Below are 21,893 nucleotides of genomic sequence, written 5' to 3' on the forward strand. Positions count from 1 at the left end.
CAGGACCGTTCCCATGCGGATCGTTCGAGGACCCGTCTGTAACGGGGCGGTCAGGTTTCCGCCGCCCCCGCAACTTAGCTTAGTACATGTGGCAGAACGGAGAAGGGGAAGCCCCGTAATTTCCCGTACGGGGCTTCTTTGCGGTGTTGGCGCTCGCGGCCGCTTACCTTTCCAGGCACATGGCGACGCCCATGCCGCCGCCGATGCAGAGGGTGGCGAGGCCCTTTTTCGCGTTGCGGCGGCCCATCTCGTGCAGAAGGGTCACGAGAACGCGGGCGCCCGATGCGCCGATCGGATGGCCGATGGCGATCGCGCCGCCGTTCACGTTCACGATGGACGGATCCCAGCCCATGTCCTTGTTGACCGCGAGAGCCTGGGCCGCGAAGGCCTCGTTGGCCTCGACGAGTTCGAGGTCGGACACTTTCCAGCCCGCCTTCTCCAGGGCCTTGCGGGAGGCTGGAATCGGGCCCGTTCCCATGATCGCCGGATCGACGCCGGCCGTGGCCCAGGAGGCGATGCGGGCGAGAGGGGTCAGGCCGCGGCGCTCGGCCTCGGCTTCCGTCATCAGCACGACGGCAGCCGCGCCGTCGTTGATGCCCGAGGCGTTGCCGGCCGTGACCGTGCCGTCCTTCGAGAAGGCCGGCTTGAGCTTGGCGAGCGCCTCCAGGGTGGTGCCGGCGCGGATGTACTCGTCCTGGTCGACGACGATGTCGCCCTTGCGCGTCGAAACCGTGACCGGCACGATCTCGGCCTTGAAGCGGCCTTCCTTCTGGGCCGCCTCTGCCTTGTTCTGCGAGCCCGTCGCGAATTGGTCCTGCTCCTCGCGGGTGAGCTGCCAGCGCTGGGCCACGTTCTCGGCGGTATTGCCCATGTGGTAGCCGTGGAAGGCGTCCATGAGGCCGTCCTTCAGCATCGTGTCGGCGAGCTTGAAGTCGCCCATCTTGGTGCCGGCGCGCATATGGGCCGCGTGCGGGGCGAGCGACATGGATTCCTGGCCGCCGGCGACGATGATGCCGGCGTCGCCGTTGGCGATCTGCTGCATGCCGATGGCCACCGTGCGCAGGCCGGAGCCGCAGAGCTGGTTGAGGCCCCAGGCGGTCTTTTCCTGCGGCACGCCAGCGGCCATGGCGGCCTGGCGGGCCGGGTTCTGGCCCTGGGCGGCGGTGAGGATCTGGCCGAGGATCACCTCGTCCACTTCGCCGGCCTGGACCTTGGCGCGCTCGAGGGCCGCCTTGATGGCGACGGCGCCGAGCTCATGGGCCGGGGTATTGGCGAAGGCCCCATTGAACGAGCCGACGGGGGTGCGCGCCGCGCCGACGATGACGATGCTGTCTCGGGCCATTCCTCTCTCCTGTGCTGATTGGCAATGCCGGAATGAATGTAGTGCCTATCCGATGAAAGCCCCAGGGGGGCTCTGTCAAGGACCGGATGAACGAGCCGTCCGCGGGGTGCCTTAGACTTTTGGCGCTTTGCTCGTCCGTCATAAGGTCTATAATTAACGGAGGCCGACCTCCCGCAGGACGGCGGCCCGGTGGATTTCCCAGGAGCGTATCGGGACACATGGCGACGGACAAACAACCGACGGTTATCAAGAAATATGCCAACCGCCGCCTCTATCACACGGGCACTTCGACCTACGTGACCTTGGAAGATCTGGCCGGCATGGTGCGCAAGGGCGAGGATTTCGTGGTCTATGACGCGAAGTCCGGCGAGGAGATCACCCGCTCGGTCCTGGCCCAGATCATCTTCGAGCAGGAGAACAAGGAAGGGCCGAATCTCCTGCCCGTCACGGTGCTCCGCCAGCTGATCCGCTTCTACGGCGACAGCATGCAGGCCCTGGTGCCGAGCTACCTCGAATTCTCCATGAACAACCTCTCCCAGGAGCAGCAGAAGCTGCGGGAGCAGATGGCCCAGGCCTTCGGTCCCGGGGCCTTCCAGGCCATGGAGGAGCAGGTGCGCAAGAACATGGGCTTCTTCACCGAGGCCATGCGCATGTTCTCGCCCTTCCCGCAGGGGGCTGCGGGCAATGCCGAGACGAAGCCCGCGACGAAGGCGGAAGAGGCGGGCGACCTCGACGCCCTGAAGCGGCAGATGGCCGATATGCAGGCCAAACTCGACAAGCTGGCGAGCAAGTAGCCGCCCGGCTTCAGGCCTGCGCGCGCTTCAGGAGCGCATGAAACGCCGAAGGCTGCATCACCGCCTCCGGCTCCCCGAACAGGGCGCCCTGCAGGTAATCCACGCCCCAGGCCGCCAGCAGCCGGGCGGTCGCCTCGTCGTCCACCCATTCCGCCGCAACGGCGATGCCGAGATTCTGCGCCCTGTCGATGAGGGTGCGGACATGGAGGCGGTCGTCGGTGGAGCGCTTGAGCGGCTGGATGAAGACGCCGTCGATCTTGAGGAGGTCGACCGGCAGCATCCGGAGCTGTGCGGGCGTGATGTATCCGGCCCCGTATCCCGTGAGCGCAAGCCCGATGCCGAGGGCCTTCATAGCGTGGAGGCGGCCGAGATTGCGCCGGGATTCGATGAGCGCGATCTCCGGAACCTCGACGATGAGCCGCGACTCGATGCCCGGGCGGGCGCCGAGATGCGCCGCCAGCATGGGCAGCCATTCCGGATCCTGCAGGGTCCTGGAAGACACCGGCAGCGCCAGGCGCTGGGCGGGGTTCCGGACGAGGTGATCCGCCGCCAGCTCCAGCAGTCGGCCGTCGACCAGCAGGGCGAGGTTCTCCCCTGCCAGTCCCGGCGCCGGCGCGAGAGGGATCGTCGCGGGATCGGCGCTCGGGATGGCGGCGCAGGCCTGCATCAGCGAGGGAGCGCGGCTTTGCGCATCCACCACCGGCTGGCAGGCCAGAGCCAGGCTGCGCCCGTTGAGGGCGGCGATCCAGTCGAACGGCGCCTGGTCGGCCTGGGGCGGTGCTGCCAGGCGCGGCGTGTAGAAGGCCAGGGCCTCGTCCCGCTCGATGCCACGGCTCAGGGCCAGTTCGGCGAAACGCAAAAGCTTGGTGGCCTTGAAGGTGTGGTCCGGCGCGCAGGCCGCGCCCAGGCGCAGGGTGGCGGCGGCCGGGCTGTCGCTCAGGAGCCCCTGGAGCCGCTTCATGGCGCTGACCGCATCCGCCGCGGGGCAGCAGGTGAGGGTGAGCGTGAAACGGTTCGGCCCGAGCGCCCTGAACAGGTCGTGGCGGCGCATCATCGGGCGCAGCCTGCGGGCGATGTCCGCCATGAGGTCCGCCTCGTCCTCATCGAACGCGCCCGCGATCAGGGTGCAGGTCTGGGACACCCTGAGGGCCTCGTTGATGCTGCTCTGGATGCCGCACAGAAGCTCCGACCGAGCCTGGAGCCGGGCCGGCAAAATGTCCCGCGCGGCCGAGGCCGGATCGATGCGGAGCAGGCCGCGGGCGAAGGCCGGGCGGCCCTGGACGTCCGGCTGCCACCGGCCCGTGTCCTCGATCATCACAACCCGATCCGGCTCGAGGCGCAGCGCGTAGCGGGTCTCGTAGGCGCGGCCCGGATCCTGGGCCGAGGCGATGGCCTCCCGGCGGGGGAGGCCGCAGCCCGGCTCGATCATCGCCGCGAAGACATGGCCGGTCTTCGGCAGATCCTTCGGCGAAAGGCCCAGCGCCTCGGCGGCTCCCGGACCCCAGGTCAGCCCGTCCCCGATCATGTCCCAGGCATAGGTGACGCCTGCCAGGGGCGAAGGCCTGTCCTTCACGGTCTGGCGCTTCTGCGGCGGCCGGGATGTGCCCTTGAAAAGTCCCGTCCGGCCCTGCCGCTTCGTCGCCATCACCCTCATCCTCGGAATACGCATGGATCGGGGAGGCGGAAGGCGCGTCGTCGCAAGCCCGGCCAAGACCCCGAAAAACAAGGATGCAGGATCGGCCCCTGGGCTTAACGAAGCGTAAAAAGTGACGGGAAATCAGGAGGCTTGGGGATAGCGGGCATAAAAAAACCGGCGCATGGAGCGCCGGTCTTGGATCTTTCGCATGTCGCGCAGGATTACGCGTCGGCCTTCACCTTCAGAACCTGACGGCCCCGGTACATGCCGGTCTTCAGGTCGATGTGGTGAGGACGGCGCAGCTCGCCGGAATCCTTGTCCTCGATGTAGGTCGGGGCCTTCAAGGCATCGGCGGAGCGACGCATGCCACGCCGCGAGGGCGACGTTTTTCTCTTTGGAACGGCCATTTCTCGTCTCCGGTAAAAAAGCGGAGCGCCCGCTCAACCGGGGAACGCTCACATCTCAAACTTGATGAGGTTGCGCCTCATACAAGGTCTTTCGGCAAATATCTAGTCCCCTGAAGCATTCCGGCCGTTTTTCGTTGCCGCAGGCGGCGCCTTACGGCTTCAGGCAGGCGCTGTAGGGGGCTGCCCCCGCGATGCGGGCCTGGAGCTGGCCGGCCAGCGCCCGGTGGCCGGGCCGCGGCCGGGCCGGGTTGCGCACGAGCGGATTGGGCAGGGCCCGCGCCAGCAGGGCGGCCTCGCCGCGGGTCAGGTTCCTGGCCGATTTGCGGAAATATCTCTGGGCGGCGGCTTCGGCTCCGAACACCCCGTCGCCCCATTCGGCGATGTTGAGGTAGACCTCCATCATCCGGCGTTTCGACCAGATCAGGTCGAGATAAAGCGCGACCGGGATCTCCAGGCCCTTGCGGATGTAGGAACGGCTCGGCCAGAGAAACAGGTTCTTGGCCACCTGCATTGGGATGGTCGAGGCGCCCCGGGCCGGCCCGTCCTCGTCGGCCGCCTCCACCACGGTCCAGAGAGCGCCCCAGTCCACCCCGTGATGCTCGCAAAAGCGGCTGTCCTCGGAGGTCATGACCGCCAGCGGCAGGTGGGGCGACATCTCCTCGAGATTCACGAAGACCCGCTCCACGGGCTGGAGGGTGAGCCAGCGGCCGAGCATGAGGGTCGAGACCGGGGGCGCGGCCCCGTACAAAAGCCCTAGCCAAAAGACCGCTGCGGCCCATAAGAGGATGAGGCCGAGGCCGATCCGGACGAGGCGGCGGAGAAGGCGCGCGGCGTTCATCGGCTCCCGCGGCCGGCCCGAGCGCAGCGTCCATTTCGGCTTCGATCGTTCATCCACGTTGCTCTCGGGCGGAGCGGCCGCTCCCCCCGAATCCAGGCTCATCATGGCGTCATCCATCAGCACTTTTACGACGCGGCTCTCCGAAGCCGCGAGGATCGTCGAGGCGGGTCTTCAGGCCTTGCTATCAGACAAAGCCGCCCCCGGCGAGCTTGCCCGCCCGTCCCGGCTCATGGACGCCATGCGGTATGCCGTCCTGGGCGGCGGCAAGCGCCTGCGCCCTTTCCTCACCATCGAGGCGGCGCGCCTCATGGGGGTGGAGGGAGAGGGGCCCCTGCGAGCAGGCTGCGCCGTCGAGCTCCTGCATTGCTATTCCCTCGTGCATGACGACCTGCCCTCCATGGACGACGACGATCTGCGCCGGGGGCGTCCGACCGTGCACAGGGCCTATGACGAGGCCACCGCCATCCTGGTGGGCGATGCGCTGCAGACCCTCGCCTTCGAGGTTCTCGCCGATCCGGCAACCTCGTCCGACCCGGCGGTACGCTCCGGCCTCGTGCTCGGCCTCGCCCGCGCCTCCGGCCTGGGTGGCATGGTGGGCGGCCAGCTCCTCGACCTCTCGGCGGAAGGCCGCTACGGCCCCGCGGAGCTGGGGGAGGCCGAGGTGCGCCTGCTCCAGATGATGAAGACCGGCGCGATCCTCAGCTTCTCGGTGGAGGCAGGGGCGATCCTGGGACAGGCCGATGCGGCGGCGCGCCGGAGCCTCGTGGAATACGGACGCGCGCTGGGCGCGGCCTTCCAGGTGGCCGACGACATTCTCGACCGCGAGGCGACGCCCGAGGCGCTCGGCAAGCGCACGGGAAAGGACCGGGAGAAGGGCAAGGCGACGCTCGTCGACCTGCTGGGCCTCGACGGCGCCAAGCGCGAATGCCGCCAGCTCGTGGAGAAGGCCGACGCCGCGCTTGCTGGGTTCGGCGACAAGGCGCAGATCCTGCGCGAGGCGGTGCGCTTCGTCGTCGAGCGCGAGGTTTGATCAGGCGCTGGCCGAAGGCCGCGCCTTCAGCCAGCGGCGCGGCTTCAGCTCGCTGACGATCACGCCCGCGACGATGAGGGCCGCGCCGGCCAGGGCGGCGACGGGCAGGTGCTCGCCATAGACGCGGCCGACGATTCCCGCCCAGACCGGCTCGCCCGCATAGATCACCGTGGCGCGGGTGGGAGAGACGGTCCTCTGCGCCCAGTTCATGGCGAGCTGGATCCCGGCGCTGGCGAGGCCGAGGCCCACGGCGCTCAGGAGCAGCAGCCACGACGGCTCCGGCATCGTCTCGTTCAGGGGCGCCATGAAGCCGAAAGCGAGGAGCGAGGTCACGGCCAGCTGCACCACGGTGACGCGGCGCACGTCGACGCGGCCCGCGAAGCCGCCGATCAGGATGATCTCTGCCGCGATGGCGATCGCGCTGAGCAGGGTGAGGAACTCGCCGACGCCGAGCCCCAGGGATGCGCCGTCAGGCCCGGCGAGCAGCACGAGACCGGTGAAGGCCAGCGCGATGCCGATCCAGGACATGATGCCGGGCGGCCTTTTGAGCGCCAGCCATTGCAGCAGCGGCACGATGGGCACGTAGAGAGCCGTGATGAAGGCGGACTTGCTGCTCGGGATCGTCTGGAGCCCGTAGGTCTGGAGCGTGTAGCCGAGAAAGATCGCGACGCCGATCATCACGCCGGCCTTGATCTCGGCCCAGGTCAGGCCGCGCAGAACGGGCAAGGCGATGAGCGCCATCATCAGCGCCGCTGTGCCGAAGCGCAGGCCGACGAAGAGCAAGGGCCCGCTCACCGCGAGGGCGTTCTGCACGATCAGGAAGGTCGCGCCCCAGATCATGGTGATGAAGATGAGCACGGCCTCGCTGCGGCTCGGCAGGAACGGGCGGTGGGAAACGGACGGGGCGGTGGTCAAAGAACGGGTCCTCGCGCGGATGCGCCCGATGCGTAGGGATAATGATGGGAAGGGTCAATAACGCGGGACGCCGAAGTCACCGTTCGGATGTGGGCACCCAGAAGGTGAGCTTCACATGGCCGGGGCGGGTGGCATGGGGGAGCGTGCCTGCGGGCACGCCGCCATTGGCGAGGATCACCTTGCGCGATCCCTCGTTGTCGTCGTCGCAGGTGATCAGCACGCGCGAAAAGCCTTCCGAGCGGCAGACGGGCAGGATCAGGCGCAGCGCCTGGGTGGCGTAGCCCCGCCGCTGCTTCCAGGGCACGACGGTATAGCCGATATGGCCGAAGGCGGTCGGGGGCAGCTCCTCGGTTCCCCGCTGGAACCGAAAGCCGATCCGGCCGCAGAACGTGCCGTCGCTGATCCAGAAATCGTGCGCGGGCAGACGCGGAACCTCCCGCCCGTCGGGCAGCCGGATCATAGGGCTGTTGTACAGGTCGTGGAGGAAGCCTTCCGGGTCGCGGCGCAGTTGAGCGAGCTGCTCGCGGCTGACATCGTGGTCGGTGTTCGGCGACCAGCCCCTCGCCAGGGCGTCTTCATAGGCGGGCAGCCAGTCGAGGCTGGGGCGGATGAGGGCGATGTCTGTCATGGCGACATGAAGGTGGCATCGCACCGCCCGGGAGGCAACCGTCTTACACCGTCACCTGGGTGCCGACCTCGACCACGCGGCCGGTCGGGATCTGGAAGAAGTCCGTGGCGTCGCTGGCGGATTTGGCGAGGCTGATGAACAGCTTGTCCTGCCAGAGCGGCATGCCCGACTGGCTCGCCGGGCGGATCGAGCGCCGCGACAGGAAGAACGACGTCGCCATGATGTCGAACTTGAAGCCCTGCTTGCGCAGGATCGCGAGCCCGCGCGGGATGTTGGGCGTCTCCATGTAGCCGTAGCTCAGGCGGATGCGCCAGAACGAATCGCCCACATGCTCGATGGCGACGCGGTCCTCGTCCTCCACGCGGGGAATGTCCGCGCTGTTGACGGTCAGGATCACGTTCTTCTCGTGCAGCACCTTGTTGTGCTTGAGGTTGTGCAGGAGGGCCGCAGGCGCGGTGTCGGGATCGCTCGTCAGGAAAACGGCGGTGCCCTTCACCCGGTGCGGCGGGCTCTTCTCGAGCATCTGGACGAGTTCGAGCAGGGGCACGTCGATCTTGCGCGTCTTCTCGAACAGGATGCGCGTGCCCTTCACCCAGGTGAACATGATCACGAAGAACACGCCTGCGATCAGCAGCGGCACATAGCCGCCGTCCAGGAGCTTCACCAGATTCGAGGACAGGAAGGTCAGGTCGATCAGCAGCAGGGGAACCATCACCAGCGCAGTCTTCACCGGCCCCCATCCCCAGCTCCGGCTCATCACCACGCAGGCGAGCAGCGTGGTGACGACCATCGTGCCGAACACCGCGATGCCGTAGGCGCTCGCCAGGCTGCTCGACGAACCGAACGTGACCACGAGGAACACCACGGCGGCGAGCAGGAGCCAGTTCACGCGGGGTAGGTAGATCTGCCCCTGGTGGGTCTCCGACGTGAAGCGGACATCGAGGCGCGGCAGCAGGCCGAGCTGGACCGCCTGCCGCGTCAGCGAATAGGCGCCCGTGATCACGGCCTGGCTCGCGACGATGGTCGCCAGGGTGGCGAGGATCACGAGCGGCAGGAGCAGCCATGGCGGCGCGAGCAGGAAGAACGGATTGGCGATGGATTCGGGATTCGAGAGGACGAGAGCGCCCTGGCCCAGGTAGTTCAGGGCCAGGGCCGGGAAGACCACCGTGCCCCAGGCCATGCGGATCGGCCTGCGGCCGAAATGGCCCAGATCGGCATAGAGCGCTTCGGCTCCCGTGACCGCAAGGCATACGCTGCCGAGGATTGCAAAGGCGGTTCCCGGGTGCGTGACGAGGAAGGAGACGCCGTAATAGGGGTTGAAGGCGAGAAGGACTTCCAAGTCGTCCGCGATGTGAAGAAGGCCCAGCCCCGCCATCGTCACGAACCACAGGAGCGTGAGCGGGCCGAAGAAGGCGGCGACCTTGCCGGTGCCGCGGCTCTGCACGGCGAAGAGAGCGATCAGGATTCCCAGCGCACCGGGCAGGACATAGCTTTCGAAGGCGGGTGCAACGAGTTTCAGGCCCTCCAGGGCCGAGAGCACGGAGATTGCCGGCGTGATCGCGGCGTCGCCGTAGAACAGGGCCGCTCCCGCCATGCCCATCACCAGGACGGGCAGGCTCCTGCGCCCGAGGGCGAGCTGCGTGAGGGCCACCAGCGTCAGCGAGCCGCCTTCGCCCTTGTTGTCGGCGCGCAGGAGAAGAACGACGTATTTGACGGACACCGTCAGGATCAGCGCCCAGAGCAGGAGCGACAGGATGCTGATCACGAGATCGCGGGTCAGTTCCACGGGTGTGCCGTGATGACCGCCGGTGGCGGCCATCACCGTCTCGCGCATGGCGTAAAGCGGGCTCGTGCCGATATCGCCGTAGACCACGCCGATGGCGCCAAGGGTCAGGGTCCAGAAGCTCGCCTTGTGGTGGCTTTCGGGGAGGGTGGCCTCAGGGACCGCGGAATCCGCATGTCCGGGGGCGACAGCTTGCTGTTCTGTCATGGATGCTTTTCTTTGCGGATAAGCCCGCGGACGGCCCTTGTTGAAACATACTGCCAGACGACGAAGGGCGGCCCCTTCTCAAAGAGCGTAGCGGCCGTCATTGCCGGCGCGGCGGGCTTCTAGCATATCGCGCCTCAGCTTAAAACGGAATTTCGCTTAAGGTTCCAGCCGTCGACGGCGGCCTCATTCCGCAGCGTCTCGTCCCGAGCGTCCGTAGCTCTTCTCGATGTAGTCGAGGACGATCTTCTGGAAATCCTGCGCCAGGGTCGGTCCGCGCAGGGTCAGCGCCTTCCTGCCGTCGATGAAGACCGGAGCAGCCGGCTGCTCGCCCGTGCCGGGGAGCGAGATGCCGATATTCGCGTGCTTCGATTCGCCCGGGCCGTTCACGATGCAGCCCATCACCGCCACGTTCAGGTTCTCGACGCCGGGATAGGTGCGGCGCCATTCGGGCATGGAATGCGAAATCCAGTTCTGGATGTCGCGCGCCAGCTCCTGGAAGACGGAGGAGGTGGTGCGGCCGCAGCCCGGGCAGGCGGCCACCAGCGGCACGAAGGTGCGGAACCCCATGGTCTGGAGCAGCTCCTGGGCCGTCTTGACCTCCACCGTCCGGTCGCCGCCGGGCTCTGGCGTGAGGGAGTAGCGGATCGTGTCGCCGATGCCCTGCTGGAGCAGGATGCCGATGGCGGCGGACGAGGCCACGATCCCCTTCGTGCCCATGCCTGCCTCCGTCAGGCCGAGGTGGATCGCGTAGTCGGAGCGGCGGGCGAGTTCCTGATAGACGGCGATCAGATCCTGCACCGCCGAAACCTTGGCCGAGAGGATGATCCGGTCGCGGCCGAGGCCGATCTCCTCGGCGCGGGCCGCCGACAGGAGGGCGGATTGGATCATGGCCTCGCGGGTCACCCAGCGCATGTCGCGCGGCTGGGCCGAGGCCGCGTTCTCGTTCATGAGATGCGTGAGAAGTTCCTGATCGAGCGAGCCCCAGTTGGCGCCGATGCGCACGGCCTTGCCGTGCTTGATCGCCTGCTCGACGATGGCTCCGAACTGCCGGTCCTTCTTTTCCTTGAAGCCCACATTGCCGGGATTGATGCGGTACTTGGCGAGCGCCTCGGCGCAGGCCGGATGATCGGCGAGAAGCTGATGCCCGATGTAATGGAAATCGCCGACGAGCGGCACGTCCACGCCGAGCCGGTCGAGCCGCTCGCGGATCTTTGGCACGGCGGCGGCCGCCTCGTCGCGGTCGACGGTGATGCGCACGATCTCGGACCCCGCGCGGGCGAGGGCCGCGACCTGCGCGACGGTTGCGTCCACGTCCGCGGTGTCCGTATTCGTCATCGACTGGACGACGATGGGCGCTCCGCCGCCGACCGTGACGGAGCCGACCCGGACGCCGACCGTGCGGTGGCGCGGGGCGGGACCCGCCGGGCGCTCGGATGGGGTTTCGGCCTCAGGAGACGAGATGAAGGACATGCTGCAATCCACGACGGCAGCTCCGGGCTGCCGTCGTTTAGCTGATGGCAAAAACCCCCGTCGTCAAGCGCGGCTTGTTCGACCTGAAGCGGACTGCCTTCAGTGAATGTCCTGGCAATGGGCGCAGCGCCCCGTGATCTCCAGGATCCGGGCGTGGGGCTGATAGCCCCGCTCCGTCAGAACCTTGAGCACCGTCGCCGCCACCTCGGGAGACGCGATCTCGGTGGCGTCCCCGCAGGATTCGCAGACCAGGAACGCGGTCGTCCCGCGATTGCCGGTCCCGGCCACATAGGCGTTCCGGCTGGCGATGCGGTGGGCGAGGCCCTGCTCGATGAGAAAGTCCAGCGCGCGATAGACCGTGATCGGGGCCATGCGGCGTCCATGCGAGGCGAGCGCGGAGGCCAGATCGTAGGCGCCGAGAGGCTTCTGGGAGCAGAGCAGAACCTCCAGCACCCGGCGGCGGATCGGCGTCAGGCGGGCTCTTCTCGCCCGGCAGAGGGCCTCCATCTCGACAAGGGTCTGCTTGACCGTCTCGGAGGCATTCGCGGCAGGAAATCGGGGGCTCTTGGCGGGGATGCGGTGCTGCGGAGACGGGCTATGGACCATCGGGATCACCTTCGTTCGAGACTGAGGTCGGCTCGAGGCGATGGACACCGCAATCTGGGTGAACCCACCTCGTTCATAGAGGATATAACACTACATGTTCATGGGGGTAAATAGGGCCGCATGAAATTCTGTCACAAAAATTTCGGGCTGGGCCTCGAGCCCCTCATGGCTGGCGGAAACGCCAGACGCTCGACTTCTTGATGTCCGAATCCTCGAGCGTCCGCGTCACGGGCACCTCGTAGGCGGCCAGGTTCTCCAGCCGGTCCTTCGGCAGGTAGCTGCGTCCCGGATCGCCGATGAGGACGGTCGCGCCCCTGCGGTTCAGAGCGAACAGCCATTCGGCGACGCGCTCGGCGAGATCGCGCTCGTAGCAGATGTCGCCCGCAAGAACCGTATCCCAGCCCCGGTCCTCGCCGACGATATCGGCCTTCAACGGGGTGACGGCTACCCGGTTCGCGTCCGCATTGACCCCGATGGCCGCGATGGCGAAGGGATCGATGTCGCAGGCGGTCACCTCAGCGGCCCCGGCCTTCATGGCCGCGATGGCGACGAGCCCCGAGCCGGAGGCGAAATCCAGCACGCGCCGTCCGTGGACCGTTTCGGGATGGTCGAGGACATACCGGGCGAGCGCCTGTCCGCCGGCCCAGGCGAAGGCCCAGAAGGGCGGAGGCAGGCCGATCTCGCCGAGTTCCTCCTCCGTCTTCTGCCACAGCTCCGTCGCCTCGTCGGCGACATGGAGCGCGATCTCCGGGGCGTGAGGAACGAGGCGCAGGCGGGTCTCGGTGCGGATGAAGGCGACGGGATCGACGATCATGAGGCAAGCATTGAGCGGTAGAGCCGTTTGACGCTTTCCATCACATCCCGTTCCGTAAAGCCATCGAGAACCCGGGCCCGGCCGGCCTCGCCCATGCGGGCGACGCGTTCGGGCTGGCGGGCCAGGGCCAGCAAGGCCTCCGTCAGGCCCTGCGCATCGCCGGGCGGCACGATGAGCCCCTCGATGCCGTCCCGCACCAGGGTGCGGCAACCGGGCACATCCGTGGTGACGATGGCGCGGCCGCAGGCCGCGGCCTCGAGCAGGGTTCGCGGCAGGCCCTCGCCGCCGCGGGAGGGCAGGCAGGCGACATGGTGCTCCCGCCAGACGGCCGCGATGTCCCGCGTCGCCCCATGCCAGGCGATGCCGGGCTCGGCGCTCCAGCCCTTGAGAGTCTCCTCGGGAATGGCCTTCGGATTCGAGGGATCGGGCGCGCCGTAGAGCGACAGTTCGATGGACGCGCCCCCGGCCCTCGCCGCCCGGACCGCCTCGACCGCCACGTCGATCCCCTTGGACCAGAGCATGCGGGCGACGATTGCGACCTTGAGCGGAGGCTGGGCGGGAAGCGGCTCCGGCTTCAGGAGATCGGGGTCGATCCCGGCCCCGCCGACGATGGTCACCTGCCCGCCGGAGGGATCGAGGCCGAGGAGCCGGGGGTCGTCGGCGTTCTCGAAGACATAGCGCGTCCGGCGCGTCTCGAGACCGCGCACGAGCAGCCGCACGGCCCGCCGCGCCAGGCGCCCGACGCTGTCGGTGCGAGCTCCGAGAAAGCCGAGGCCGGTGAGCGCGTAGATGCGGCGTCCGACGCCGGCCAGCGCGGCGGCAAAGCCGCCGACCAGGATGCCCTTGAGGGCGATGCAATGAACGAGATCGGCCTTTTCGGCCTTGAGGATCGCGGCCAGCTGCCCGGCTGCATAGCCCGCCGCCATGGGGTTCAGGCTGCGCCTTTCGGCCTCCAGCGGAATCACCTTGGCGCCCGTCGCCTCGATGACCTCCCGGTGCTCGCGCACCCGCGTGACCACGGTCACCGCGAGTCCCAATTCCCGCGCGGCCCTGGCCATGGGCAGGAAATGGGAGGCGAAGAACCAGTCCTCGGTCACGACGAAGACGAGCTTGCGGTTCTGAAGGGCGAGCTGAGCAGAGGAGGGCAAGGGATGATCCGGATGAACGGGTGCGCCCTTGTAACCCCCTCGAGGGCCGGAAGGGAACTCCCCCTGCACGCAGCCGTTGCCGTTCTGCCCGTCAAGCAAGGCCCCCATGCTGCTCGAACCCAATGACACCACCGAGAACCTCGTCGATCCGCGCGACGCCGCCGAGACGGCGGGGCTCGTCTACCTGTCCGATGAGACGCCCGGCATCCGGCGCAGGAAGACCGGCAGAGGCTTCACCTATCTCAAGCCCGACGGCGCGAAGGTCGCGGACAGGCCGACCCTCGACCGCATCAGGTCGCTGGCCATTCCGCCGGCCTACACGGATGTGTGGATCTGCCCGAAGGCCAACGGCCATATCCAGGCAACGGGTCGCGACGCCAAGGGCCGCAAGCAGTACCGCTATCATCCGGCCTTCCGCGAAATTCGCGAGAGCACGAAATACGAGCACATGATCGAATTCGCGCAAGGCTTGCCCGCGATCCGAAAGACCATCGACGAGCACATGCGCCTGCGGGGATTGCCGCGCGAGAAGGTGTTGGCGACGGTGGTGCATCTGCTCGAGAACACGCTGATCCGCGTGGGCAACGCCGATTATGCGAAGCAGAACGGAAGCTACGGCCTCACGACCCTGCGCGATCCGCATGTGAAGGTCGAAGGCGGCGCGCTGCGCTTCCAGTTCAAGGGCAAGAGCGGCAAGACCTGGCGTCTGCAGGTGAAGGACCGGCGCGTGGCCAGGATCGTGAAGGCCTGCCAGGACCTGCCGGGGCAGGATCTGTTCCAGTATCTCGATGAGAACGGCGACCGGCAATCGATCACCTCGTCCGATGTGAACGCCTATCTCAAGGAGATCACCGGACGCGACATCACCGCCAAGGATTTTCGCACCTGGGCCGGAACGGTTCTCGCGGCCCTGGCGCTGACGGAATTCGAAGAGTTCGACAGCGAGGCCAAGGCCAAGAAGAACATCCGTGCGGCGATCGAGAAAGTCTCGGCCCGGCTCGGCAACACACCCAGCATTTGCCGCAAATGCTATGTGCATCCCGAGGTGTTCTCCCTCTACCTGGAAGGCGAGCTGCTTCTCGAAATCAAGGACGAGATCGAGGCCGAGCTGCGCGAGGATCTGCCATCCCTCAGGCCAGAGGAGGCTGCGGTTCTGACCTTGCTGAAGGAGCGCCTCTCCCGCGAGCTCGGGGAGCAGGATGAGAAAAAACCGGTGAAGAGCCGTCGCGCGTCGGCGGGGAGCAAGCCTGCCCGGAACCCGCCGGAGATGCGGACCTCCGGTTCTCCTTGAAAGAATGCACCGTTCGAGACAAGGAATGCCCGATCCGAACGCGGGCCCGATGATGGAGTCTGCGGTGCGAAGGGGCATGCGATGAAGACAATTGCCGGCGTTGCGGTGTGGCTGATCGTCTCGGCCCTGGGCGGAGGCTCATCCGCCGTCGCGCAGGAGATCCAGTCGAAGAGCTGGCCAGAGGTGAAATGCGAACGCTACAGCAAGGCCTGGGCCGAGGCGCTCGCGCGGCGCGGCACGCGGGGCCTGAGCCAGGAGTTCATCGAGCGTCACGATGCCTTCCTTGCGTCGGGATGCACGGCGAGGGCCGATGTCTGCCCTCGGTCCGCCGAGGAGCTGGACATGGCCAACATCATGGTCGTGGCGGCCATGAATGCCGGTACGGCGAGTACCTTTCCACCGTTCTTCTGCCGCAAGTCGTCGTTGCGCGACCTCGCAGCAACGTGAAGATCCCCTGAGACCGAGGCGGCAATCCTTCCGGTGCGCCGGAACGGATGGACGCCCTGTCCTCCCCGAAGACGAAATTCCGAATATGCAGGGCCGTCAGGCTTCGCCCCTCTGGTCCAGGCCTGCCTTCTGCCCTAAAAGCAGGCATGAACGTCAAAGGGGAGCGGCATGGAATTCGACGCCCTGATGCTTTCGCGCATCCAATTCGCGTTCACGGTTGCCTTCCACATCATCTTTCCGGCCTTCACCATCGGCCTCGCCAGCTGGCTCGCGGCCCTGGAGTTCAATTGGCTCCGGACGGGCAATCCGCTCTATCGCACGCTCTTCCGCTTCTGGGTGAAGGTCTTCGCCGTCTCCTTCGGTCTCGGCGTGGTGTCCGGCATCGTGATGAGCTACCAGTTCGGAACCAACTGGTCGCGCTTCTCGGAATTCACCGGCAACGTCCTGGGCCCCATCATCGCCTACGAGGTCATCACGGCGTTCTTCCTGGAGGCCGCCTTCCTCGGCATCATGCTCTTCGGCTGGGAGAAGGTGGGGGACCGCCTGCATTTCTTCGCCACCTGCATGGTTGCTTTGGGCACGCTCATTTCCGCCTTCTGGATTCTCTCCGCCAATTCCTGGATGCAGACGCCGGACGGTTTCGCCATCGAGAACGGCAAGGCGGTGCCGGTCGACTGGTTCAAGGCCGTGTTCAATCCGTCCTTCCCCTTGCGCTATTTCCACATGGTGCTGGGCTGCTACCTGACGACGGCTTTCGCGGTGGCGGGCATGTCGGCCTGGATGCTGCTGCGCCATCCGCACGACGCGCCGGAGGCCAAGCTCGCCGGTTCCCGCCGCTCGCTCTCCATGGCCCTGTGGTTCGCCACCCTCTTCGTGCCGGTCCAGATCCTCATCGGCGATCTTCATGGCCTCGGCGTGCTGAAATATCAGCCGACGAAGCTCGCCGCCATCGAAGGCAACTGGGACCGGATGTCCAACATGCCGCTGCGCCTCTTCGCCATCCCCGACGAGGTGGCGGAGACGAACCATTACGAGATCGGCATCCCGAAGATCGGCAGCTGGGTTCTCACCCACGCCTTCGACGGCGAGGTTCCCGGATTGAAGGAAGTGCCGCCGGACGAGCGCCCGCCGGTCTGGCCGGTCTTCTTCTCCTTCCGCATCATGGTCGGCATCGGCTTCGCCATGTTGGGCATCGGTCTCTGGAGCCTTTACCTGCGCTGGAAAGGCACGCTGTTCACCAACAGGGCCTTCCTGACGGCCGCCATGATCATGACGCCCTCAGGCTTCGGCGCGGTGCTGTTCGGCTGGTTCACTGCCGAGATCGGCCGCCAGCCCTGGGTGGTCTACGGGCATCTGCGCACGGCGGATGCGGTCTCTCCCGTCTCTGCGCAGGCTGTCGGTTCGACGCTGATCATCTTCATCGTCGTCTATGCCTTCGTGTTCGGCTTCGGCTCCTACTACCTCGCCAAGCTCCTGCGCCGCGGGCCCGATCCCGTGGAGGACATGCGCGGCGACGATCTCGGCAAGAGGCCGAAGCGTCCGCTCTCGGTGCCGGACGAAGGCTTGGAAGGACGTCCCGGCCATCGTGCGCAGCCTGCGGAATAGGAGGCAAGGACCATGTTCGGTTTCGGGACGGAATACGAGGGACTGGCGTTCTGGCTGCCGTTGATCTGGGCGGCGCTCCTCGCGGTGGCGGTCGCCATGTACGTGATCGTCGACGGTTTCGATCTCGGCGTCGGCATCCTGTTCAGGGCCGCCGGCAGCGAGAATTGGCGCGACCGCATGATGTTCTCCGTGGCGCCCATCTGGGACGGCAACGAAACCTGGCTCATCCTCGGCGGCGGCGGACTCTTCGCCGTGTTCCACGTCGCCTACGCGGTCCTGATGCCGGCGCTCTACGTGCCGATCATCCTCATGCTGATCGCGCTCATCTTCCGCGGCGTCGCCTTCGAGTTCCGCTTCAAGGCCGAGCGCTCGAAATTCCTGTGGGATTATGCGTTCTTCTTCGGCTCGCTGCTCGCCACCTTCTTCCAGGGCATTGTGCTCGGCGCCTTCGTGCAGGGCTTCTCCAACGACGGGCGCCAGTTCACCGGCGGCACCTTCGATTTCCTCACGCCCTTCAGTGTCGTCACCGGCCTCAGCCTGATCTGCGGCTACGGACTCCTGGGGGCCACCTGGTGCGTGATGAAGACCACGGGCGAGCTGGAAATCTGGGCGCGCCGCATGGCGGTCCGCTTTCTTCTCGCCACCATCGTCGCGATGGCGGTCGTCTCCCTGTGGGTGCCCTTCCTCGGACGGCAGATCGAGACTCGCTGGTTCACCTGGCCGAACGTCGCCTTCCTGGCGCCGATCCCGCTGATCACCGCCTATATGGCCTACCGCCTGTTCCGGGATCTCGAGGAGGGGCGCCACGTGCGCCCGTTCTTCCTCGCCATCGCGATGTTCCTGCTCGGCTATCTGGGCCTGGGCGTGAGCCTCTTCCCCTACAACGTGCCGCCGAACCTCACGATCTGGGACACGGCCAACACGGTGAACTCGCAGCTCTTCGCGCTGGTGGGTTTCGCCATCGTCCTGCCGATCACCTTCGCCTACACGGCCTATGCCTATTACGTGTTCCGCGGCAAGGTGGCGGAGGAAATCTCGGGCGGCGGCTACGGGTATCACTGATGCCGAGCGACACGCCCCGCCCGTCGGAGCAGCGCGCGAAGCGCCTGCTCTGGTTCGTCTTCCTCTACGTGGCGAGCCTCGCGGTCTTCGCAGCCCTCGTCTACGGCCTGCGGGGCATCGTTCCCCGCTGACGCCGCAGCTCGACATGGCGGCTGATTCGCTGCGGCGCCGGGGGCATGGCCGGCGTCCATAATGCGACCGCATTTGCAGGCCAGAGAGCGGGAACCACGGAATTTTACTGAAACGTTACGTTCAAGGTTAAGTGGTTACGTTGCGTTCCCCTCCAAATACAGGGGAAGAAACGATCATTTCATATTTGCTAAGACTTTTTGTTGACAAAGTTACATAGAATAGGGTTACAAAAGGTGGCGTAACGGAAAGCGACACCTTAGGGGCATCTCGATACCCATAAGAGTGCAGAGACAGCAGGGCCTGACGGCCTAACTATAACGAGATACTCTTGTGGGGCCACAAGCCCGGCATCGCAGCCATCGCCAGATGGCGAACGCTGTGTTAAGGTAACATCCTTACACAGTGATACTGCAATCACGACGGCGTCGGGCAACCGGCCGCCTATGGAAAAGAAGACATGAAGCAGGCATCGAGACATCGGGAAGAGAGCACAGAGGTCCAAGACGCTCTGAAGTCCTGTCTTCCTTCATTCACGGGAGTCGCGGTCTTTTCCGCGGTGGTCAACCTTCTGGCCCTGACGGGCTCACTCTACATGCTCCAGGTCTATGACCGGGTGCTGTCGAGCCGCAGCATCCCCACCTTGATCGGCCTCTCCCTCATCACGCTCGCGGCCTATTCCCTGTCCGGCGGCCTCGACATGCTGCGCAGCCGGATGCTGGCGCGTATCGGCGCCCGCTTCGACGAGCTTCTTTCCCGCCGCGTCTTCGATCTCGTGGCGACGATGCCGCTCAAGGGCGCCAAGCAGGCGGAAAGCATGCAGCCGATCCGCGACGTCGACACGATCCGCGGCTTCCTCTCGAGCCTGGGTCCCACGGCCCTGTTCGACATGCCCTTCATGCCGATCTTCCTCATCGGCTGCTTCATGATCCATCCCGGCATCGGCGTGCTCTCGGTGGTGGGCGGAATCGTCATCATTCTCCTGACCATCTACACGGACGCCAAGAGCAAGGGCCCCTCCTACGAGGTGACCAAGAGCGGCGCCGAGCGGCATGCCATCGCGGAGACCAGCCGCCGCAACGCGGAGGCCATCCGCGCCAACGGCATGCTCGGCTTCCTGGCAAGCCGCTATGACGAGGTGCATGTCCGCCACGTCAACGACGGCCTGATGGCCAGCGAATCCTCCGCCGGCATCAGCGCCTTCGCCAAGGTCTTCCGCATGGTGCTGCAGTCGGCCGTGCTGGGCTTGGGCGCCTATTACGTGATCCAGGGTCAGATGTCGGGCGGTCTCATGATCGCCGGCTCGATCCTCATGTCCCGCGCCCTGGCGCCCATCGAGATCGCGGTTGCGCACTGGAAGGGCTTTACCGCCTCCCGCCAGGCCTATCGCCGCCTCCAGCACATCATGTCGCTCGTTCCGGCCCAGGGCCAGCGCATGCCGCTGCCCGCGCCGAAATCCGCCCTGTCGGTGGAGGAGATCTATGTGGGCGCTCCGGGAGCCTCGCTGCCGATCGTCCAGGCCGCCTCGCTCCAGCTCCAGGCCGGCCAGGGCCTCGGCCTCATCGGCCCGAGCGCCTCGGGCAAGTCGACGCTCGCCCGTGCCCTCGTGGGCGTGTGGCCGACCCTGCGCGGCGAGATCCGCCTCGACGGCGCGGCTCTGGACCAGTGGGAATCCGACCCGCTCGGCCGCCATATCGGCTACCTGCCGCAGGACGTGGAGCTGTTCGAAGGCACGATCGCCGAGAACATCGCCCGCTTCCAGCCGGATGCGAAGCCGGAGGACGTCATCGCCGCGGCGCAGATGGCCGGCGCGCATGAGCTCGTCCTGAACCTGCCCGACGGTTACGACACCCGCATCGGTGAAGGTGGCGCTTCCCTCTCAGGCGGTCAGCGCCAGCGCGTCGCGCTTGCGCGCGCCCTTTACGGCAACCCGTTCCTCGTCGTGCTCGACGAGCCGAATGCGAGCCTCGACGGCGCGGGCGACGAGGCCCTGAACCAGGCGATCCTGTCGGTGAGGAAGCGCGGCGGCATCGTCGTCGTCATCACCCACCGCCCCGCCGCCCTCGGCCAGGTCGATCAGGTCGCCATCATGGAAGAAGGACGGATCAAGGCCATGGGTCCGCGGGACGAGGTCCTGCAATCCGTCATGAAACGCAGCGCGACGCCTGCGCCTGCGCCGGCTCCGGTGCGCCCGCAGCAGGCCCCCGGTGCCCAGGCCGCGAGCCTGCGAGAGGTTGGTTAAATGTTGGTCATTCAAGCTCCCGAAAAACCCTCCGTCCATCAGCGGATTCTGCGCCAATCCTCCATCGGCGGCATGGCCATGATCGCGCTCTTCGGCGGAACCATCGGCCTGTGGGCCGCCACCTCGACCCTGTCGGGCGCCGTCGTCGCGGGCGGTCAGTTCGTGGTCGATACCAGCCTGAAGAAGGTGCAGCACTCGACCGGCGGCATCGTCGGCGAGCTGCGGGTCAAGGAAGGCGACCGTGTCTCTCAGGGCGATCTCCTGATCCGCCTGGACGAGACCGTCACCCGCGCCAACCTGCAGGTCGTGGCCAAGCAGCTCGACGAGTATCTCGGCCGCCAGGCGCGCCTCGAGGCCGAGCGCGACGGGGCCTCCGAAGTCATGACGCCGCCGGAATTCGCCAACCGGCTCACGGATCCGGCCGTGCAGAAGATCATGTCGTCGGAGCGGACCCTGTTCACGGCCCGCCGCGCCTCGCGCGACGCGCAGAAGGATCAGCTCCGCAAGCGCATCGCCCAGTCCCAGGACGAGATCGGGGGCCTGAAGGCGCAGCAGCAGGCGAAGGCCCGCGAGGCCGCGCTGATCGTGGACGAGCTGAAGGGCGTCCGCGATCTCTACGAGCGGAATCTGGTTCCGATCACGCGCCTGAACGCGCTCGAGCGCGATGCCGCCAGCATCGAAGGCCAGCGCGGCCAGCTCATCGCCGCGGTCGCCCAGGCGGAGAGCCGCATCGCCGAGACGGAGTTCCAGATCATCCAGATCGACGAGCAGATGCGCGCGGAAGCGGTGCAGGAGCTGCGCGAGATCCAGGCCAAGGTCGCCGAGTACACCGAGCGGCGCGTGGCCGCCGAGGACCAGCTGAAGCGCATCGACATCCGTGCGCCCAGCGACGGCTACGTGCACCAGCTCAACGTTCACACCATCGGCGGCGTGATCTCGCCCGCCGAGCCGGTGATGAACATCGTGCCCATCAACGACAAGCTCGAACTCGAGGCCAAGGTTCTCCCGAACGAGATCGATCAGGTGAAGCTCGGCCAGAAGGCGACGGTGAAGGTCCACGCCTCCAACGCCCGCATGATCCCGGATCTGCACGGCAGCGTCAGCCGCATTTCGGCGGACGTGTCCCGCGATCAGCAGACCGGCACCACCTTCTATACGATCCGGATCGAGCTTCCGCAGCAGGAGCTGAAGAAGCTCGAGAACATTCACCTCATCGCCGGCATGCAGGCTGAGGTCTTCGTCGAGGTGAACCAGCGCACCCCGTTCGAATATTTCTTCAAGCCCATGCAGGAGCAGATCGCCCGCGCCTTCCGCGAGCACTGATCTTCCTTCAGCGCGAAAAGCTTATCCCCGCGGCCGGTGCCCTCAGCGCCGGCCGCGGTTTTCGTTTGAATCGGGCGCTGAAAGCCCCGTCCATTCTCCTCAAGCCTGGAAAGTTCCGGTTCGGAACCCATAACAGGGACGAAGACCGCGTTCCTTGCGGTCCTCCATCGAAGCGA

The 21,893-nt window shown here is 66.6% G+C and carries 20 protein-coding genes; 9 read left to right on the plus strand and 11 right to left on the minus strand.

Going from position 1 to position 21,893, the window contains the following annotated elements:
- Positions 1-163: 163 nt before the first annotated feature.
- Positions 164-1,342 (minus strand): acetyl-CoA C-acetyltransferase, encoded by a 1,179-nt coding sequence (locus L879_RS0111710; protein ID WP_027316268.1) that lies wholly within the window; start codon positions 1,340-1,342, stop codon positions 164-166.
- Positions 1,343-1,560: 218 nt separating this feature from the next.
- Between L879_RS0111710 and phaR the strand changes: the two genes are divergently transcribed.
- Positions 1,561-2,136 (plus strand): polyhydroxyalkanoate synthesis repressor PhaR, encoded by a 576-nt coding sequence (gene phaR / locus L879_RS0111715; RefSeq protein ID WP_027316269.1) that lies wholly within the window; start codon positions 1,561-1,563, stop codon positions 2,134-2,136.
- A 10-nt stretch (positions 2,137-2,146) separates the two neighbouring features.
- On the opposite strand, the gene L879_RS0111720 is transcribed toward phaR, so the two are convergent.
- The 3 genes from L879_RS0111720 to mtgA all read right to left on the minus strand — a co-directional run bounded on the left by L879_RS0111720 (position 2,147) and on the right by mtgA (position 5,122).
- Positions 2,147-3,781 (minus strand): GGDEF domain-containing phosphodiesterase, encoded by a 1,635-nt coding sequence (locus L879_RS0111720; protein ID WP_027316270.1) that lies wholly within the window; start codon positions 3,779-3,781, stop codon positions 2,147-2,149.
- 212 nt (positions 3,782-3,993) lie between these two features.
- Entirely contained in the window at positions 3,994-4,179 is a 186-nt protein-coding gene (gene rpmF / locus L879_RS0111725; RefSeq protein WP_027316271.1) for a 50S ribosomal protein L32, read from the minus strand.
- A 151-nt stretch (positions 4,180-4,330) separates the two neighbouring features.
- A complete protein-coding gene (gene mtgA / locus L879_RS21445) occupies positions 4,331-5,122 on the minus strand; it encodes a monofunctional biosynthetic peptidoglycan transglycosylase (RefSeq protein ID WP_438268102.1) in 792 nt (263 codons plus the stop codon).
- On the opposite strand from mtgA, the gene L879_RS0111735 reads away from it, so the two are divergent.
- Complete coding sequence (locus L879_RS0111735) at positions 5,121-6,047, plus strand: polyprenyl synthetase family protein (protein ID WP_051435258.1); 927 nt, start codon at positions 5,121-5,123, stop codon at positions 6,045-6,047. The two genes, mtgA and L879_RS0111735, sit on opposite strands and share 2 nt — an antisense overlap.
- Here the strand turns inward: L879_RS0111735 and L879_RS21450 are convergent, their stop codons facing one another.
- The 7 genes from L879_RS21450 to L879_RS0111770 form a co-directional block, all read right to left on the minus strand.
- Complete coding sequence (locus L879_RS21450; protein WP_051435259.1) at positions 6,048-6,962, minus strand: DMT family transporter; 915 nt, start codon at positions 6,960-6,962, stop codon at positions 6,048-6,050. It abuts the gene before it with no gap.
- A 76-nt stretch (positions 6,963-7,038) separates the two neighbouring features.
- Positions 7,039-7,590, minus strand: coding sequence for a GNAT family N-acetyltransferase (locus tag L879_RS0111745; RefSeq protein ID WP_035459415.1), 552 nt, complete (start codon positions 7,588-7,590; stop codon positions 7,039-7,041).
- Between the two features lie 43 nt (positions 7,591-7,633).
- Complete coding sequence (locus tag L879_RS0111750; protein WP_027316274.1) at positions 7,634-9,580, minus strand: potassium transporter Kup; 1,947 nt, start codon at positions 9,578-9,580, stop codon at positions 7,634-7,636.
- Positions 9,581-9,763: 183 nt separating this feature from the next.
- On the minus strand, positions 9,764-11,050 hold the full coding sequence (ispG, locus tag L879_RS0111755; RefSeq protein WP_027316275.1) for a flavodoxin-dependent (E)-4-hydroxy-3-methylbut-2-enyl-diphosphate synthase: 1,287 nt from the start codon (positions 11,048-11,050) through the stop codon (positions 9,764-9,766).
- A gap of 99 nt (positions 11,051-11,149) precedes the next feature.
- Entirely contained in the window at positions 11,150-11,656 is a 507-nt protein-coding gene (locus tag L879_RS21455; protein ID WP_051435260.1) for a Fur family transcriptional regulator, read from the minus strand.
- Between the two features lie 163 nt (positions 11,657-11,819).
- Positions 11,820-12,470: a class I SAM-dependent methyltransferase gene (locus tag L879_RS0111765; RefSeq protein WP_035459418.1), complete on the minus strand. Its 651-nt coding sequence runs from the start codon at positions 12,468-12,470 to the stop codon at positions 11,820-11,822.
- Positions 12,467-13,618 carry a glycosyltransferase family 4 protein gene (locus L879_RS0111770; RefSeq protein WP_027316277.1) on the minus strand — a complete coding sequence of 384 codons (1,152 nt, stop codon included), beginning with the start codon at positions 13,616-13,618 and terminating at the stop codon, positions 12,467-12,469. The genes L879_RS0111765 and L879_RS0111770 overlap by 4 nt, the downstream gene beginning before the upstream one ends.
- A gap of 106 nt (positions 13,619-13,724) precedes the next feature.
- Between L879_RS0111770 and L879_RS0111775 the strand changes: the two genes are divergently transcribed.
- The 7 genes from L879_RS0111775 (at position 13,725) to L879_RS0111805 (ending at position 21,717) form a co-directional block, all read left to right on the plus strand.
- Positions 13,725-14,909: a DNA topoisomerase IB gene (locus tag L879_RS0111775; protein WP_027316278.1), complete on the plus strand. Its 1,185-nt coding sequence runs from the start codon at positions 13,725-13,727 to the stop codon at positions 14,907-14,909.
- 81 nt (positions 14,910-14,990) lie between these two features.
- The gene (locus tag L879_RS0111780; protein ID WP_027316279.1) at positions 14,991-15,356 is read left to right on the plus strand and encodes a hypothetical protein; all 366 of its coding nucleotides are present in this window, start codon (positions 14,991-14,993) and stop codon (positions 15,354-15,356) included.
- Positions 15,357-15,524: 168 nt separating this feature from the next.
- A complete protein-coding gene (locus tag L879_RS0111785; protein ID WP_027316280.1) occupies positions 15,525-16,961 on the plus strand; it encodes a cytochrome ubiquinol oxidase subunit I in 1,437 nt (478 codons plus the stop codon).
- A 12-nt stretch (positions 16,962-16,973) separates the two neighbouring features.
- On the plus strand, positions 16,974-18,023 hold the full coding sequence (gene cydB, locus L879_RS0111790) for a cytochrome d ubiquinol oxidase subunit II (protein WP_027316281.1): 1,050 nt from the start codon (positions 16,974-16,976) through the stop codon (positions 18,021-18,023).
- Positions 18,023-18,154, plus strand: coding sequence for a hypothetical protein (locus tag L879_RS24480; RefSeq protein ID WP_275944457.1), 132 nt, complete (start codon positions 18,023-18,025; stop codon positions 18,152-18,154). The genes cydB and L879_RS24480 overlap by 1 nt, the downstream gene beginning before the upstream one ends.
- Before the next feature lie 458 nt (positions 18,155-18,612).
- Positions 18,613-20,394: a type I secretion system permease/ATPase gene (locus L879_RS21460; RefSeq protein WP_035459420.1), complete on the plus strand. Its 1,782-nt coding sequence runs from the start codon at positions 18,613-18,615 to the stop codon at positions 20,392-20,394.
- Positions 20,395-21,717, plus strand: a complete 1,323-nt coding sequence (locus L879_RS0111805; protein ID WP_027316282.1) for an HlyD family type I secretion periplasmic adaptor subunit — start codon at positions 20,395-20,397, stop codon at positions 21,715-21,717.
- Positions 21,718-21,893 lie beyond the last annotated feature (176 nt).

The organism is Microvirga flocculans ATCC BAA-817 (assembly GCF_000518665.1).
Lineage (GTDB): Bacteria > Pseudomonadota > Alphaproteobacteria > Rhizobiales > Beijerinckiaceae > Microvirga > Microvirga flocculans.